A 12,541-nucleotide genomic window follows, 5' to 3' on the forward strand; every position below is an offset into this window, starting at 1 on the left:
GCTGTCGAAACTCGTGAACATTCCGTCCCGGCCTCGGGAGCCTCATGCCTCCCATACCAGTGTCGAAGTGCTGTCCGTTCTCATGAACGAAGCCAGCCATGAGGAAGGGCACGGCGCTGCTGCTGTCCACCGGCATGCCCGTCGCTCAGATCGCGCTGCGCCCCTGGTACGCCGAGAAGCGCACGGCCCACATCGGCCCGCAGATGAAGGCCGAGGAGTCTCAATGACGAAGTCAAGCCGCCTGCGTGGCCGGCAGAGCGGGGGTGAAGACCCGGTTGTCGCGCAGAAGTGCCCACAGGACGCTGACCCGGCGGCGGGCCAGGGCGATGACGGCCTGGACGTGCTTGCAGTCTTCGCTGCGCTTCTTGAGCTTGTTCTTTATCTACCAGGATCTGCCAGGTCTGCCGGTGGCCTTGAGGGTCTTGGGGCGTTTGACGGTCTTGCCGACGTCGTAGCGGGGTGCACGGTGTCTGTTCTTGGCGCCGGGTGGCCGTCCGGTGCCAGCTCCTCGGGGTTTGGGAACTCGTGTCGGGCAGGCGAGGTGAGCGCGGATGTTCCTGAACCCCCGGCGGACTCGGGCCGGGGTGAGCCGGTCGGGTGTGGCGGGTTTCTCCCAGGGGCGGCGGAGATCTTCGGCGAGGGGCCGGGCGAGCCGGAGCCGGGTGTGGGCGACGATCAGGATCCAGGTCCAGCGGTCCGCGGCTTGGGGGTTACGGAGTTTCGGTGTGGTCCAGCCGAGGGTCTGTTTCGCGAAGCGGAAGGTGTGCTCCAGATCAAAGCGGCGGAGAAATGCCTGCCAGAAACGGTCCACGTCGTCCGGGGTGGCGCTGGTCTTCGAGGACCATAACCACACCGGCGGAGCGCCTCGTTCCTTCGATAGGTGCTCGACCTTCAGCCGGATCAACGTGCCCTCAACCAGGGGTAGTTCGCCGTCGTGGTCGAGCCATGAGGAGCGGTGGGTGAGCCTTGGGTGGACTCGGTCCCATGCCTGGGTTTCGGCCTTGCCGTAGTTGGTGGTGTCGGTGACGGTGGTGATTGCGGGCTCGGGCCAGGTCTCCGGCTTGGTGAAGCGGAATTCCGGGCCGTGCTTGGGCGGCCGGCCGTTGACGCCGTGCATACGCGGTGGTTTCGGCAGACGCATGACGCGGTCGGAGCGGACTCGGCCGACCAGCTCGACGGGCAGGTCGCGCAGGACCCAGGCAAGGCGGGTGACGTCGTAGCCGGCGTCGCTGACGATCACGATATGCGGGTCCCCGGCCTGCCACTGGCCCGCGGCGATGAGCCGCTCGACGACACCCCGCAGCTGGGCGGCGGTGACCGCGGTGGTGTCGTCCACCGGTCCGAGCCGGACCGCGTCCAGAATCGCGGTCCATGACGTGGCGCCCGGCTCCAGCACCGCCACGAAGGAGTAGGGCCAGCCAGGAATGAACTGCGACGCCGTCTTCGCACGGCCGTAGACGTGGCAGAACAACCGCTCGGCCGAGCAGGGCGCGTCCGAGCGAAGCCACGGCGACACGTCGACGGCCAGCACCAGGCGCCCGCCGTCGAAACGCGGCAGCGACAGCCCGGACAGCACCGTCCGCAGCCGGTCCATGTCGATCCGGCCGTGATTGAGACCGCCGTACATCGCTCCGTGCCCACGACGATGCTCGGGCAGCAGCGTCAAGTCCACAGGGGACTTCACCGCGCCCTCCGCACACAGCACCGCATCGGTCAGCTCGAACAATTCGTCGCGCCGAGCGGCCAGACACTCGTAGAACTCGCCTCGGAAGCGTGACGCTTCCGCGAACGCTTCTCTCCGGACAGCAACTGGCAGCAGACTCACCCTCACGGCCTTCGTCGTGGTCACGTGCACTTTGGTCGGAGCACAGGATCAGACGAAGGCCGCCCCCACGTCCGGCGAATCCCCAGGTGAGCGACTCAGTACGAGACACCGTTCGAGGCCAGAAGAAAAAGAACAAGCTGAGGTAGAAGTCCCGGTTGGGGCCCTCACGGATGATGCTGGCCTGGGCAGACATGTAGAACACCCGTCGCAGGCGTCGGCTGTAGCGCTTGGGCCGGTGCAGGTTGCCGGTTCGCCGTCCGGAGTCGCGCGGGACAGGCACCAGCCCGGCCGCCGACGCGAGGTGGCCGGCGTCCGAGTAGGCGGACAGGTCGCCGGCGGCGACCACGAACTCCGCTCCCAGTATTGGGCCCATGCCGGGCAGGGACTCGATGATCTCCGCCTGCGGATGGCTGCGGAACGTCTCGCGTATCTGCCGATCGATCCGCTTCAGGCGGTCGTCCAGGGCGAGGATCTCCGCGGCCAGGTCAGCGACGATCCCCGCGGCGACGTCCTCGCCGGGCAGCGCGGTCTGCTGGGCCTGAGCAGCTTCCAGGGCCGTGGCCGCGACTTCGTCGGCGCCCCTCACGCTGCGATTGGCCAGCCAGGCCGTCAGCCGGGCCCGCCCGCGGCGCCGGATGGCGGCCGGGGTCTGGTAGCCGGTCAGCAGCACCAGCGCGCCTTTGTGGCTGCTGTAGTCGAAGGCCCGCTCCAGAGCGGGGAAGACGCCGGTCAGCACGTCGCGGAGACGGTTGATCATCCGTACCCGGTCAGCCACCAGGTCGGCGCGATGGGCGGTCAGCAGCGCGAGGTCGGCCGCCATCTGGGCGGGCACGTTGATCACGGACAAGTCGCCTCGGTGGCGGGCGGTTTCGGCGATGACGTAGGCGTCGCGGGCGTCGGTCTTGGCCTCACCCCGATAGGCGCCCGACATGCGGTTGACGGTGCGGCCGGGCACGTAGACGGCCTGCTGGCCGTGGGCCGCGAGCAGGGCCAACAGCAGCGCGGAGGGCGTGCCGGAGATGTCCACCGCCCAGCGGACTTCGTCCGCCAGGTCCAGGATCTCGCCGAGCGCGGTCAGGATCGCCGACTCGTCGTTGTCGATCTTCTTCGACCACAGGGTTGCGCCCGTCTCATCGACCACCGCCGCCCAGTGATGTCCCTTGCCCGCGTCGACGCCGGCCCAGGCCCGGGCCTGCCGCTTGCTCACTCGCCCCTCCTCGTTCCGCACAGCGTGCCATCGGCCCGAGGAACACCCCGCTGTCCGCTCCGTAATCAGCGACCGCACAAGGCGCGCACATCTCAATCAGCAGCCAGGGCGCCCCGGAGAGCCGGACGGCCACTCCTCGGGAGCCACAAAAGGCAAGCCACCATCAGCCACATCCGGCCCTCCCGGGCCGCCTAACAACTTACGGAGGCCGCCATCACCAAGCGCGCCGTCTCGGCCTACGAGGACAGGAAGGCAGCCCGCCGTGGCCGATGACGCCCCCAACTTCGAGGTGCCGGTCTCCCTGTTCGAGGACGTGGAGGACCTCAAGGCCGCCTATGCCCAGCTTGCCGCCAAGGTGAAGACCCTCACCGATGCCGCCGAGGGCGAGGACGGCGGCGACGGTGACCTGGAGACCGAGACGGAGACCGGCGAGGACGACGACGGGCAAGCCGAGGGGGAGTGGCAGTCCCCGCCGTTCATCCTGCTGCTGGACTCGCCGGAGTACGACGAGGAACTGCGGGCGCTGATCGAGTGGGTCGAGGGCGTCCTCGTCCCCGGGTACCTGGCCGAGCCGAGCGCGGACGCCCGCTGGTGCCACCTCTGGTTCGAGCACCCCGTCGCCGTCGCCCGCCTGCACGCATGCTGGCTGGCCTGGCAGGAGCTGACCGACCCCGCCACCTGCGGCTACACCGGCCCCAGCGTCTGGCACCGCGACCACCTCGATCCCTGCATGCGGGAACTGCGCGGCCCGCAAGGCCCCTTCGAGGGCTGCACCAAGGGCAGCCACCAGGTCCAGCACCGCATTCCCGACCCGGTGCCCAGCGCCTGGCGTGCTGTCGACGGCTGAGAACGGGGGGCGCAGTGTTTTGTGGCTACGAATCCCGCGCAGTCTGGGCAGACCTGCGCCGACTCCTTCACGGATTCCTAGGGAAGCGCAGACGAGCCATGTGCTCCCGGTGACGCGCCCGGTCGAGTCGACAAGGGCCCGGATGAACGCAACGGGCCCCGGCAGCATCGGAATGCTGCCGGGGCCCGTCGGTTTTCGCAGAGGTCTGGAGATCCCGAGATCTTTGGCGAGAGCAAGGACTCCCAGACCTTCCATCACCCTTCTTGGATCGCTCCTCAGGTGAGGATGGCACGCACGGCCGGGGCCGTTGCGTGGGACGGATCCCCTTCCATCGGGGCGCCGTCACCCGTTACTAGACAGCGAGAGGCGTGAAACGTGCAGCCCGTCCTCGAATAGATCAGTGTGAACCATCCCACATGCTTCTGGTCTGTTTGGGTGGCGATTCGGGTGATCTGGGTCTGCCAATATGTCCAGCAAAACTACACAAGGGCCAAGCAGGGCCTGCGACTTCACGAGATCTTTGGCGAGAGCAGTGGAGCCCAGGCTTCCGTCATCCCGGGGTCGCCGGGCCGCGAAAGCGGCTCCGGTGTCCCCGGGCATCGGCTGGCCCCCGAGCCAGGGGGAGGACTCCCATGGATCGCTCTTCCATGCGCGCACGCATCCGTCGGATGCAGCAGCGCGTGGTCCGCGGCGTGCAGAACACGCCGCCCCGACTCCGGAGCTGGGCGTCGGCTATCGACATCTGGGTCCAGGACCACCACGTCGAGGTGGTCATCGCCCTGTTCGCCCTTCTGGGGGGCGCCGCCGGGTTGCTGCTGTGGACGAACTGGGACCTGGTAGTGGACCTCGCGAGGCAGATCGCGCCCGTCCTCACGATCCTCTCGATCGTCGCCTCCGCGTTCCTGGGCGCCACCGGGTGGTTCCGCAACCGCAGGATCGCACGGCTGGCCCGCCAGAACACGGAGGCCGCGGACGGAACGACGTCCTGCAGCGCAGACCCGGACGTGCCGGCGGGTACCGGCCCGGCGTCCACCAGCGCGCAGTTGGGGGAGAACAGTGACGACGCTTGAGGGGCGCGAGCTGCACAGCTTCCTTGCCGACTTCGTCGGAGGCGACTGGACCGAACCGGGCGAGAAGATCTTCGACTGGGACTGGGACGCGATGTGCCCCCTCGCGGACTTCGAGGAGTTCCACAAGGCGCACCGAAAGTGGCTGATCATGTTCGTTCGTCGGCTGGTGACCTCGCGGGGTGCCAGCGTCGATGCCGAAGACGTTGTCCAGGACGCCTTCGAGGTGGTCTTCCGCAAGTGGGACAAGGTCGGCCGTATGTTGAGCCCGCGAGGTTACCTGTGGCGAGTCACCTACAACCGGGCGCAGCGACTCATGTACAAGGCCTCTCGCGAGGTCGCGAATCCCATGGAGGCCGGGTTCCTGGAACTCACCGGGTGTGCGCTCGGGTGGGAACGGTCCCCTCAGGAGATGGTCATGGGGGACGCCGTGTCCCAGCTGCTGCAGAGCTTGCCGCAACGGCAGGCCCAAGTGCTGCTGCTGACGGCGGACGGATGGACGGACTCGCAGATCGGCAAGGCCCTGGACCTGTCCCCGGCGACCGTCCGCTCGCACCGGCGGCACCTGCAGAAGAACTGCCGGCAGAAGGTGGAGCAGAACCTCGACGCGTGGTCTGAGTTGCTCGGGCCCGTAGTGATGCGTGCAGCAGGGCGCCACGCGCAGGCTTCCTGATCCGCCAGCACGCTGGGGGGCCGTCGGACATGATCCGGCGGCCCCCGAGTCGGGATCGGGCCCCTGTGAACGGGCGGTCAGCCGGACCGTTCGCGGTGACCAGTTCGCGGTCGTGCGGCGGCACGGCGGGCTTCGGCAGCGTTGATGCGGAGGCTCGCCATGCGTTCACGGTGTCGGAGCAAGTCCCGCCATACGTCACGGCGGTGCGCGGATTCCTGCGGCAGCAGCGCCGGCAGGGCGCTGATGACGATGCCGACCATGGCGCTGAGCAGAACGGCCCACCCGGGGAGGCCGATGTACGGCTTGGCGGCCAGCGTCAGGGCGCCGAGGCCGAGGGGCGGGGCGGTCCGGGCGAGGAGGCGTCGTGCGGCCGGGCGGGTGGTCATGTCGGTGGTCCTTCGGGCTTGGAGGGTGCAGGCGCCGGGTGCGCGAGCGGGGTGGAGCGTGCAGCAGTCCCAGCCCTTGGGTCGCGGGCAGCGGATCTGACAGTGCCGAAGAGTGGGGGAGCAGGGGGTTAGCCGCGCAAGCCCCGGCGGCGGACCCCAAGTTGCCCACCGAGCGGACCGCATTCAAGGCCAGTGACCTGCGGTTCTTCTGTCCTTGTGCGTCTTGAATCGCGGCCGCTACACCGGTAAGGGGTTAGCCGCGCAACTCCGCCGTCGGCTGGACCGTGGGGCCCATCGCAAGGGTGCGGGCCCGCGCACGATCTCGCGCTGCACGGCTCAGAAGGTGTACGTCCGCGAGGGTGGTGCTGTTCCTTGGAGAACAGCACCACCCGTTGGTCGGCTACTTGCCGGGAAGGGGGGATGGCACCGCGGTCGGCGACCAGGACGGAGTCGCCGACGAGGAGGGTGCCCCGTCATGGATCTGGCCACCGGGCTCCACCTGGGTCAGACCCGGAGAAGGCACGGATGACGAGGTGACCGAAGGCGCGGGCGGTACGACTGTCTGGGACCGGGACTGGTCGTGGTCCCAGAGGATGTACAGCGCCGTCAGGATCCCTACACCGACGAGGATGGGAGTGCCCCACTTGGGGTCGCGCTTGGTGATGTAGACACCGACGCCAGCCAGCGTGAGTGCGACGATCAAGAACAAGGTGGTCATCGCGCCCACCTCCGGGAGTCGGCAGAGGACGCCCGCCCGTCCAAAAGGGAACTCGGGCGTTCTGGCCCAGCAGGTGCTGGCGAGACCGCGGGAAGCTGCCCTCGATCTCCGGAGACCGCCACGCCTGAGGAAAAACCGAAGAGGAACGCCAGGGCAACCAACGTGGCGGCGTCGGCCGAGAACGCGGTGGCGATGTCGCCAGTCTGCGGGATGACGGCGGACGTCTTCGTGGTGTGGCGGTAGACGGCGAGGCCAACCGCGATGGCGGAGAGAAAAATGAGCCCTGCGCCAGCGTCGATAGGTACGGTCAAAGTTCGAGCCTTCGGGTTCGGGGCCTGCCCGCCTCGACTCTCACACCGTGTGGGCAGGCCCTGTTCACGCCTCCCACGGGACCGCAGGAGGCCGCCCCTCTACCGAAAGAGCCCCTGGCCAGCGCAAAAAGGGCCAGACTCCTCCATAAAGAGGGAGACCGACCCAGACCCATAAAGATCGTCCTTCCTGGCGAACCCCTCCGCCAGTCCTCCTTGGGGTCATATCCGCATGGCCCGAACGGACTATGGGTGCCGACACGTTCACTCTCGGGGGTGACGCCCCTCGGTGTTCCAATGAACCGGAGGGGGCGAAATCTCGCCCGCGCGCTCGCCGCACAACTGCCGGCACCAGGGCGACGTCCCGCGCGGGGTGGCTTCAACAACCTCAGACCGACCGTTTCCGCCCCCTCGGCGTTATGGATTCGGGGTCAGCCAGGCCGAGGGGAGGAGAAGCACTACACCGCCGTCAGGATGCCCGGCGGCCACGGGAAGCCCATCGGGAGGCGAACCCGTCGCATCCTCGAAGGACACCGTGCCGCCAGAGAACGTCGCACCGCGGAAGGACACCGAGTCGCCGGAGAACGTCGAACCATCAAAGGACACCCTGCCGCCGGAAAACGTCGCACCGTCGACCATCATCCTGCCGTCGCGGAGCGCCGTACCGGCGAAGAGCACCGGGCCGCCGGAGAACGTCGCACCGTGGAAGGTCACGGTGGCGCCGGAGAACGTCGCACCACCGAAGTGCACCAGGCCGCCGGAAAACGTCGCACCACCGAAGTGCACCAGGCCGCCGGAAAACGTCGCACCACTAAATGACACCGTGCCACCGGAGAACGTCGCACCGCGGAAGGACACCCCGCCGCCGGAGAACGTTGCACCGTCGAAGAACACCCAGTCACCGGCGAACGTCGCACCGTCAAAGGACACCCCGCCTACGAAGCCCGCCCCGCCGCTGAAGTACACCAAGTCGCTGGAGAACGTCGCACCGCGGAAGGACACCGAGTCGCCGGAGAACGTCGCACCGCGGAAGGACACCCTGCCGCCGGAGAACGTTGCACCGTCGAAGGACACCGAGTCGCCGGAGAACGTCGCACCATCAAAGGACACCACGCTGTCGGAAAACGTTGCACCGTTGAAGCTCACAGGGCCGTCGATGGTGACGCCGGTGAGGTCCAAGTCGTGACCTTGCCAGGAGCGGTGGGTTCCCCGAGGGCGGCGGTAGTGGTCGCCGATGACGCGCAGAATCGTGTGTCGCACCTTGCGGAGGGCCAGATAGCGGTGATGTTCCTCCTGATGGGCGGGGTCGTCGCCGGGGTCGAGAGTGAAGGGCAGCTGGAGATAGGCGCACAGAACGTCGATACAGGTCTGCCGCAGGTTGTCGTCGGGGGCGTCGTCGGCGAGTCCGGCCAGGGCGTGGACGCCTCCGAGGCGGACGGCTGGAGAGTCGGATCCGAGTTTGTCGACGGCCTGGGAGAAGCGCTCGGTGTGCAATCGGGTGGCTTCCCGGTGGGCGCCGGCTTCGTCGACGCGCTGCCGACGGTAGGCGACAACCAGGGCGACGAGAGCACCGGCACCGGCCACGACACCGAAGGAGAGCTTGACCAGGTCAAAGAGCGTCTTTGAGTCGATGCGGCGTTCAGGTTTCAGCCCGCGGGCGCCAAGCAGGTCCCAGCCGGTGTAGAAGACGGCGGCGGCGACCGCGAGTGCGGCGATGAAGGCCAGGGGTAGGACGAGACCGACCTTCCACAGACGCAGCTCTCGATCGCCCTGGGATGTCCGTAACCACTGCCTGAGTCTCATGCGGGGGGAGACACGGCTTCCTGATCGGCGGTTGCAGGTGCACGGGTGGATCGCGTATGAGGCAGCGCGACTGTTCCACCGCGGCCTCGGGCAGGGTTCATCAGTCGCCGGACGGTCCGGCGAGAGAGAGGGGGAACCTGATGAGCCAAGATCTGAACGCCGAACTGTCCCGCATCTACGAGCGCTGCATCGAGGAGGTCCGCACGATCGCCGCGCTCGACCCGACGAAGCCCGTCGAGGGATGGAGCCAGTACACCTGCACGGCCGCCAACGAGTTCGCGGCGGACGTCGAGATGGCGTGGGTCGGAGCTCACCCCGAGCACGAGGTGCGTGACACGTACTGGGCAATCATGGGCGGCGTTCCCATCGAGCGTGAAAGCGTCTCCGGGGACTCGCCTACGCGATACATCACGTACGGGCTGACGTCCTTCGCCCGTGTCCTGCAGTGCATCGAGGCCATGCGCGCCGGCCGATTCGACCCGCACGTGCCAGGCGGCATCATCCGAAACGACGAGGACTGAAGCACCGGAAACCGGCCCCACAGGATGCCGCCCCCGGCACGTTCGCCAACGTCCGCGTGTGGATTGGACGTCCGAGAGCACCAACGGGGCCCACAGGGGCACACAGCGGTTTCCGCAGGTCGGCGGGCTGATCGCCGGTAACCCGTGTGGCGGATGCCCGATCTGCCCGACTCTGCGCGGAGCGCGACCGGGGACAGCCGTCTCCCACGGGCGACACCGGGGCCGGCCACCGGCTCCACCCGTCCGGAGGGCCCCGCGGCTCGACATCTCCCTGCATCTCTACTTCCCGCACGCGCGCGATGCGCGTGGTGGACCGGTCCCCGGCCCGGCCTGGGGGAAGAGGCCACCGGCCGCCGGGTCTCCTCCACCGCCTGGCGGTGGTCCGCGTGCGGGAGCGTCATGACCTGTCGGCCGCCGGGCGACCGTCATGACCAGAGGCGCCCGGCGCGGGGAACCTGCGCCCCCCTGGCCGTTGAACGGCCAATCCAATCAGCGACCAGGGGAGATCGACTCCCGATCCAATGCGGACCGCATCAGTGGTCCTGCGGGGCGGCGAGGAAACCGGGCACGAGGAACCGTCAACTCCGCTTTTCGGAAGGGCCCGAAAGTGTCGAACCGCTCGACATATCGAACGGCTCGACACTACGGTCGGGGCATGGAGCCCACCGTCGACCCACTCGACACCGACCCGGCGGACCTCCGCGGAGCCGCCCTAGCCGCGCTGCGCGGCTGGGCCGCCCGCCGCGACCGGCTCGCCGAGGACCGCGCCGACCTGATGGCCGCCGCCTGGTGGTCGGGCACGCGCACCGTCGCCGAACTCGCCCGCGCCGGCGACGTCTCCCGCGACACCGTCTACGACGACCTGCGCGCCCGCGGTATCGAACCCACCGACAAGACCGCCCAACCCCCCGACGTCCTCCCGCCCTACGCGCCGATCCCGCCGCAGGCCCTGTTCGACCTCGCCCGGCAGGCCTGGACTCTCGTCCGGCCCGCGCAGCTCACCGACCGGCCCGGGTGGCTGCAGAGCGCGGCCTGGGACACGAGCATCGCCCTGGGGAGGATCGCCGTCCTACTGGAGCAACCGTCCGGCGCCGACCTCGCCGCCAACGCCCAGGATCTTGCCGGACGGCTCGGCATGGCTCTGAACGCCGCGCACAAGGCGTGGGCGGAGCTGGACGACCGGGAGGAGTTGGCGCTCTGGTCCACCGCCCGCACCCAAGAGGCCATGGACGAGGGGAAGGCAGTGGTCGGCGCCGCCGACCTGACCCTCATCGAGCCGGACACCGGCAGCCCCTTCGCCGTGCAGATCGGCCGGTGTGCTTCCGGGCCCGCGGGGTGGACGTACCTGCGCACCGAGCACCCGCAACTGGACACCAGGATCACAGCCGCCGACCACCTCGCTATCCAGACCGCCCTGCACATCCTGGGCCGCGTCCTGAACAGCCGCCTGCCCTCGGACGAGGCCCTGGCAGACGATCCGGCGGTGTCAGAGCCGAGCCCTACCGTTGCCACCGTGCAGCCCTGACCGGTCCGTCCGCCGTCTTCGAGAGGACCCTCGGCCAACGCGCTCGTAGAACTCGACACGTACCCCCAGATCAATCATGAGGCGATCGTGGCACGGCCCGGCCCGCGGCCGCCCCGTGATCGGGGTCTTTGGAGACGGCCGGAGCGGTCACGACGGCTGGCGCGCGGCCAGGATGTCCATCTGGTCCAGGCCGTCGTTGCAGCACCGGCCGCACACCAGGCGGATCTTCTTCGGCCGTTCGGGCGCCGGGATGTTGTACGGCAGTCGGCTCTCGTCGTCCCGCTGACGCAGGTCGTAGTCGCACTCGGCGCACATCAGCCCCGCAGCCCGAGCCTGTTTCTCTGTCCAGCGCGGCCAGTCCGCCGCGAGGGCGAACGTCACCAGCGCCATGCTGTCGGCCCGCGGCTCGAAGATGATGAAGTCGAAGCCGGGCCAGTCGTCGGTGACCTGGTCGACCAGTGCCTTCAGTGACGGCATCCACCGCATCAGGTGCGTGAGATCGTTCTTGGCGATGCGGACTTCCTCGCCACGCCGCAGCCGCTTGTCCCGCGAGTTGGCCAGGGGGAAGCGGAAGGCCGTCACGATCTCGTGAGGCACTTCCAACAGCGTCAGGTCCCGGGCGATTTCGGCGGCGGTGGCTTTCCATTCGCCGCAGTCGACCTCTCGCCATAGTGCTAGCCCGCCGCCGCTGAGCACGCCGGAGGCTCTCACCGTGGCGATGACGCGCCGCTGGACGGTCCGTACCTCCGGGGGCACCGCTTCTGTCACCGTGGTCCTGCCCTTCACGTGTACTGGACGGCGCGCTACCGAGCCCGAGGGTTGGCACTTGGGCCTACGAGATACTGGTGTCCGGTTGCTGTGCTGTATTGCTGTTTCTCAGCTGCACAACGTGGAAGCGTTCCCATTCGTTCTCGTAGATGCCGTCATCCTCCAGGGCAGACCGGGCGACTCGCATGAAATGTCTCAGGGATTCACCCAGGCCTTCATATGAACGGCGGGCCTGGGCTCTCGCCTCGGACGGGGGGAACAAGTTCCTGTACGACATGAGCTCGATGCCGCTGGCCAGAGAGCTGCACGCGGCCTCTGATGTCGCAGCCTCCTCCGCCACACGCTCTGGCCCGATGAGAGCTACGCGGAGCCAGATCGCCTTAACCTCGGCGGCCAACTGGTTGGTTCGTTCCAGGAATGCCGAGTCAACGTCTGGGCCGAGTCGCACGCCGGGGGGCACCAGGTCGCTATCGGTACGCAATTCCGAGGTGTGCTCTTCCAGCGCGGCCACAGCAGTTAAGAACTCTCGGTAGACGTCGTGTCTCGGTTCAATGCGCTGCCGACGGTGTTCCGAGCGAGCCGCGATTTTGGCTTGCTCCCTGGTAGCCCAACCCGTCGCAAACGCTGCCCCGATGGTGGCCACAGACCCCGCGAGGGCACCAAGTACAGCTGCCAGCCCAGCATCCATCCGGCCAGTCTGCCCTCCCAGTCTTGCCCCGTCTGGGAAACCGCAGACAGAAGCCTGGGGAGCAGTTCAGTCCGGAGTCGCCGAGGACTTGAAGGCGGCGTTGAACTTTAAGACCGTGTCCTACGTGGTGAGGCGGATGTATCGCTTGTAGCAGCAGAGTGCGGCTGCGAGCCCCAGAAGGCCCAGGTAGTTGCGAGGGTTTCGT

13 protein-coding genes and 2 pseudogenes are annotated in these 12,541 nt (G+C 68.2%); 7 read left to right on the forward strand and 8 right to left on the reverse strand.

Annotated features, from left to right (window positions below; all coding sequences use genetic code 11):
• Positions 1–98 precede the first annotated feature (98 nt).
• Positions 99–227, forward strand: a complete 129-nt coding sequence (locus ACWC5O_RS44345) for a hypothetical protein (protein WP_450592352.1) — start codon at positions 99–101, stop codon at positions 225–227.
• A 5-nt stretch (positions 228–232) separates the two neighbouring features.
• Here the strand turns inward: ACWC5O_RS44345 and ACWC5O_RS44350 are convergent.
• The 3 genes and pseudogenes from ACWC5O_RS44350 to ACWC5O_RS44360 form a co-directional block, all read right to left on the reverse strand.
• Positions 233–367, reverse strand: a pseudogene (locus ACWC5O_RS44350) (IS110 family transposase); the annotation flags it as partial.
• A gap of 15 nt (positions 368–382) precedes the next feature.
• On the reverse strand, positions 383–1,825 hold the full coding sequence (locus ACWC5O_RS44355; protein WP_450592353.1) for an NF041680 family putative transposase: 1,443 nt from the start codon (positions 1,823–1,825) through the stop codon (positions 383–385).
• A 139-nt stretch (positions 1,826–1,964) separates the two neighbouring features.
• Positions 1,965–3,032 (reverse strand): annotated as a pseudogene (locus tag ACWC5O_RS44360) (IS110 family transposase); the annotation flags it as partial.
• Between the two features lie 262 nt (positions 3,033–3,294).
• On the opposite strand from ACWC5O_RS44360, the gene ACWC5O_RS44365 reads away from it, so the two are divergent.
• The 3 genes from ACWC5O_RS44365 to ACWC5O_RS44375 all read left to right on the forward strand — a co-directional run bounded on the left by ACWC5O_RS44365 (position 3,295) and on the right by ACWC5O_RS44375 (position 5,619).
• A complete protein-coding gene (locus ACWC5O_RS44365; protein WP_450592350.1) occupies positions 3,295–3,879 on the forward strand; it encodes a DUF4913 domain-containing protein in 585 nt (194 codons plus the stop codon).
• A 632-nt stretch (positions 3,880–4,511) separates the two neighbouring features.
• On the forward strand, positions 4,512–4,949 hold the full coding sequence (locus ACWC5O_RS44370) for a hypothetical protein (protein ID WP_450592349.1): 438 nt from the start codon (positions 4,512–4,514) through the stop codon (positions 4,947–4,949).
• On the forward strand, positions 4,936–5,619 hold the full coding sequence (locus ACWC5O_RS44375; RefSeq protein ID WP_450592347.1) for an RNA polymerase sigma factor: 684 nt from the start codon (positions 4,936–4,938) through the stop codon (positions 5,617–5,619). Before ACWC5O_RS44370 ends, ACWC5O_RS44375 begins: the two co-directional genes overlap by 14 nt.
• A gap of 77 nt (positions 5,620–5,696) precedes the next feature.
• On the opposite strand, the gene ACWC5O_RS44380 is transcribed toward ACWC5O_RS44375, so the two are convergent.
• The 3 genes from ACWC5O_RS44380 to ACWC5O_RS44390 all read right to left on the reverse strand — a co-directional run bounded on the left by ACWC5O_RS44380 (position 5,697) and on the right by ACWC5O_RS44390 (position 8,210).
• On the reverse strand, positions 5,697–6,005 hold the full coding sequence (locus tag ACWC5O_RS44380) for a hypothetical protein (RefSeq protein ID WP_450592346.1): 309 nt from the start codon (positions 6,003–6,005) through the stop codon (positions 5,697–5,699).
• A 400-nt stretch (positions 6,006–6,405) separates the two neighbouring features.
• The gene (locus ACWC5O_RS44385) at positions 6,406–6,723 is read right to left on the reverse strand and encodes a hypothetical protein (protein WP_450592344.1); all 318 of its coding nucleotides are present in this window, start codon (positions 6,721–6,723) and stop codon (positions 6,406–6,408) included.
• Positions 6,724–7,448: 725 nt separating this feature from the next.
• Positions 7,449–8,210 carry a pentapeptide repeat-containing protein gene (locus ACWC5O_RS44390; protein ID WP_450592343.1) on the reverse strand — a complete coding sequence of 254 codons (762 nt, stop codon included), beginning with the start codon at positions 8,208–8,210 and terminating at the stop codon, positions 7,449–7,451.
• A 45-nt stretch (positions 8,211–8,255) separates the two neighbouring features.
• Between ACWC5O_RS44390 and ACWC5O_RS44395 the strand changes: the two genes are divergently transcribed.
• From ACWC5O_RS44395 to ACWC5O_RS44405, 3 genes are all read left to right on the forward strand, one after another.
• Entirely contained in the window at positions 8,256–8,657 is a 402-nt protein-coding gene (locus ACWC5O_RS44395) for a hypothetical protein (protein WP_450592342.1), read from the forward strand.
• 317 nt (positions 8,658–8,974) lie between these two features.
• Positions 8,975–9,355 carry a hypothetical protein gene (locus tag ACWC5O_RS44400; RefSeq protein WP_450592340.1) on the forward strand — a complete coding sequence of 127 codons (381 nt, stop codon included), beginning with the start codon at positions 8,975–8,977 and terminating at the stop codon, positions 9,353–9,355.
• Positions 9,356–10,010: 655 nt separating this feature from the next.
• The gene (locus ACWC5O_RS44405; RefSeq protein WP_450592339.1) at positions 10,011–10,880 is read left to right on the forward strand and encodes a hypothetical protein; all 870 of its coding nucleotides are present in this window, start codon (positions 10,011–10,013) and stop codon (positions 10,878–10,880) included.
• 147 nt (positions 10,881–11,027) lie between these two features.
• On the opposite strand, the gene ACWC5O_RS44410 is transcribed toward ACWC5O_RS44405, so the two are convergent.
• Together ACWC5O_RS44410 and ACWC5O_RS44415 are read right to left on the reverse strand one after the other, a co-directional pair.
• Positions 11,028–11,576, reverse strand: a complete 549-nt coding sequence (locus ACWC5O_RS44410; RefSeq protein ID WP_450592338.1) for a hypothetical protein — start codon at positions 11,574–11,576, stop codon at positions 11,028–11,030.
• 136 nt (positions 11,577–11,712) lie between these two features.
• On the reverse strand, positions 11,713–12,336 hold the full coding sequence (locus ACWC5O_RS44415) for a hypothetical protein (RefSeq protein WP_450592336.1): 624 nt from the start codon (positions 12,334–12,336) through the stop codon (positions 11,713–11,715).
• Positions 12,337–12,541: the final 205 nt, after the last annotated feature.

Source organism: Streptomyces sp. NPDC001450 (genome assembly GCF_053597295.1).